Source organism: Amycolatopsis sp. NPDC003731 (assembly GCF_053586895.1).
The window spans coordinates 1-2,790 of sequence record NZ_JBSFNC010000296.1; the positions used below are offsets into that span (position 1 = coordinate 1).

Below are 2,790 nucleotides of genomic sequence, written 5' to 3' on the forward strand. Positions count from 1 at the left end.
CTGGTGTCGTACGCCGTCGGTCGCTTCGGTGCAGTAGTAGTCGTAGACGCGCAGGTAGAGCGCGTGCTTGTCGCCGAAGGCGCCATACAGGCTGCTATGAAGAACGCCTGCGGCAGCTCGAAGCGGGTGCCGTCGTGGTGCTGGAAGTACCGGTCGTACAGCGTCTGCAGGCCGAGGAAGCCGAAGTCGAGGTCACGCTCGGGGCGGATCGCGGCGGTGATCTTGTCCAGGTCGAAGCGCTGCAGCTCGCCGTCGACCAGCTCCAGCTCGATCGCGCGGCGCAGGTAGGCGCGGAAGTACGCCGGGTACTCGGCGGCCATCTCGTCCTGGCTGGCCTGACGCGGCTTCTGCGCGAGGTAGCTCAGCGCCTCGCCGCGCAGCTTGTCCAGCAGCAGGCGGGCGGAGACGTAGGAGTAGTTCGGCTCCTGCTCGACCAGCACGCGGGCGGCCATGATCTGGGCCAGGGCGAGCTCGTCGGCGCTGATGCCGTCGTAGAGGTTGCGCTTGGTCTCGGCCAGCACCGGCTCGGCCGTGACGTCGTCGAGGCCGGCGACGGCCTCGCCCACCACGTGGGAAACGCGGGCCCAGTCGAGCGGGCGCAGGACGCCGTCGGTGCCCTTGACGTTCAGCGCGGCCTCGGTCGCGGCCGGCTTCGCGGCCTCGCGGGCCTTCGCGCGCTCCTCGCGGTAGAGGACGTAGGCGCGGGCGACCTTGTGGTGCTCACCGCGCATCAGCGCGAGCTCGACGATGTCCTGGATCTGCTCGATGTGCAGGGCGGTCTCGGGGCCGGCGTGACGCAGCAGGGTGGTCTCGACCTGCTGGGTCAGCTCCGCGACGACGTGGTGCACGCGGGAGGACGCGGCGGCGTCGCCGCCCTCGACCGCGAGGAACGCCTTGGTCAGCGCGACCGAGATCTTCCCGGCGTCGAACGGCGACACGCTGCCGTCCCGCCGGATGACCCGGATCGCGGTGGGTGAGTCGGCAGCGGACGGCCGCTGACCGGTTTCGACTGACATGCGTGTCTCCAAGTTTTCGGGCGCGTTCGATCGCCACACGCCCTCGCGAGGCCGTGTGCTGCGGTTTCTCCAAAGCTGCCCGGCGACCCTCCGCAGCGGTCTCCCCGTCGCTGGGGGCTGCCGGTGTTGAGAGACTACATGTTGGGGTCGAGCCGCGCGCGGGACCCTAAATGGCGTGTCGCGGGTCCTCACCCTGCCGGGTGGCGTGATCACCCAGAGGTGCTGTTCAAGCCCCGAACCGCAGCTCGCTGCCGGGCAGCGCGAGGCTCAGGAACGGCCGCCGGCCGGCCAGGTAGCCGAGCGGGCCGCGCGCGTTGACCGCCCAGTCGGCGGCGGCGAGCCTGGGCCGGATCTTCGCGCCGACCGGCGTCCGGACGGGGGTGCCGTCGCGGTCCTGGAGGACGTCGAACCGGCTGGGGAGGGCGAGGGGCGAGCCCGGCCGCGGCGTGAAGGCCGCGGTGGCGATCCAGTCGTCGCCGGTGGCCGCGGTGTAGGTGCGGTCGGTGAACTGGAGGGCGGCGAGGTCCTTCGGGATGGCCCACAGCTCACGCCCGCCGGCGAGGGAGACTTCGGAGTCGACCCAGATCTGCGCGATCGTGCAGGTGGTCCGCTTCCCGCGCACCGGGACGGCGGCGAGCAGCTCGTGGTAGCTGAGCTGCCCCGGTTCCCGGTAGCTGATCCAGGCGGTGAAGACGGTGGTGAACCCGGCGACGGACAATGCGCCGGGGTGCACGTCGTGCGCGGGGACCCGCCAGATCGACACGTGGGCGTCGGCGACGAGGTGCCAGGGCTGCGGCGGGTAGGTGGTCATTTCTCCAGCCAGGGCAGGTAGTCGGGCAGGTCCTTCTCGACGCGCATCCCGAACGACGGCGGCCGTTTCTGCAGGAACGACAGGACACCCTCGACGGCGTCGGGGTTGGTGCCGAGCCCGCCGATCAGCTTCGAGTCCAGGTCGTGCACGGGGAACGGCGACTCGGCGCTCGCCATCCGGTAGAGCAGCTGCCGCGTGACGGCGACCGACACCGGCGCAGTCGTCTCGACGATCTCCTTCGCGAGCTTCTTCGCTTCGTCCAGCACGGTACCGGTGGGGAACACCTTGTGCACCAAGCCTTTTTCCTGCGCTTCGGCCGCATCGAAGACGCGCCCGCTGACCATCCAGTCGAGCGCGGTCCCCATCCCGACGAGCCGGGGCAGGAACCAGGCGGACGCGCCTTCGGGGTAGATGCCGCGGCGGGTGAACACGAAGCCGAACCGCGAGTCCTCGGAGGCGAGCCGGTAGTCGCACGAGAGCGTGATGGTGAGCCCGCCGCCGACGGCGGCCCCGTGCAGGGCGGCGATGACGGGCTTGTTCATGGTGAAGATCCGCTTCGAACACCGGCCGGCGGGCTCCTGCCAGGCGTCCCCGGGCCCCTCGGCGGGATCGAAGTCGAAGCCGCCTTGGGAGAGATCGGCCCCGACGCAGAAGTCTTTCCCGGCACCGGTCAGCACGACAACCCGGACGTCTTCATCCCGATCGGCGCGCTCCATGGCGGCGGCGAGCTCATCGGCCATCCGGATGGTGTAGCCGTTGCGCGCCTCAGGCCGGTCGAGGGTGACGGTGGCAACCCGGTCCTCGACGGCGTAGGTGATCTCGGCGTAGTCGGCCATGGTGAGGAAGCTATTGCAGCGGGACGCTACTGGCAAGATGTCAATAGCGGGAGCGGGCCGGCCGGGTGACGCGGGTGCGGGCCCGCGGCCGTGTGGCCGCGGGCCTTTCCCGTGTTCAGGCTGCGAA

At 70.6% G+C, this 2,790-nt stretch carries 3 protein-coding genes; all 3 read right to left on the bottom strand.

Annotated features, from left to right (window positions below; all coding sequences use genetic code 11):
• Positions 1–1,016 (bottom strand): ATP cone domain-containing protein (locus ACWDN5_RS46620; RefSeq protein WP_449680782.1); only part of this gene is annotated, 1,016 nt, incomplete at its 3' end.
• Between the two features lie 226 nt (positions 1,017–1,242).
• Positions 1,243–1,827, bottom strand: coding sequence for an acetoacetate decarboxylase family protein (locus ACWDN5_RS46625; RefSeq protein ID WP_449680783.1), 585 nt, complete (start codon positions 1,825–1,827; stop codon positions 1,243–1,245).
• Positions 1,824–2,663: an enoyl-CoA hydratase-related protein gene (locus ACWDN5_RS46630; protein WP_449680784.1), complete on the bottom strand. Its 840-nt coding sequence runs from the start codon at positions 2,661–2,663 to the stop codon at positions 1,824–1,826. Before ACWDN5_RS46630 ends, ACWDN5_RS46625 begins: the two co-directional genes overlap by 4 nt.
• Between the last annotated feature and the right edge of the window lie 127 nt (positions 2,664–2,790).

What these genes read in the sequence shown, in the direction of transcription:
- ACWDN5_RS46630 (WP_449680784.1), bottom strand. Translation starts at nt 2,663, where the DNA reads ATGGCCGACTACGCCGAGATCACCTACGCCGTCGAGGACCGGGTTGCC.
- ACWDN5_RS46625 (WP_449680783.1), bottom strand. Translation starts at nt 1,827, where the DNA reads ATGACCACCTACCCGCCGCAGCCCTGGCACCTCGTCGCCGACGCCCAC.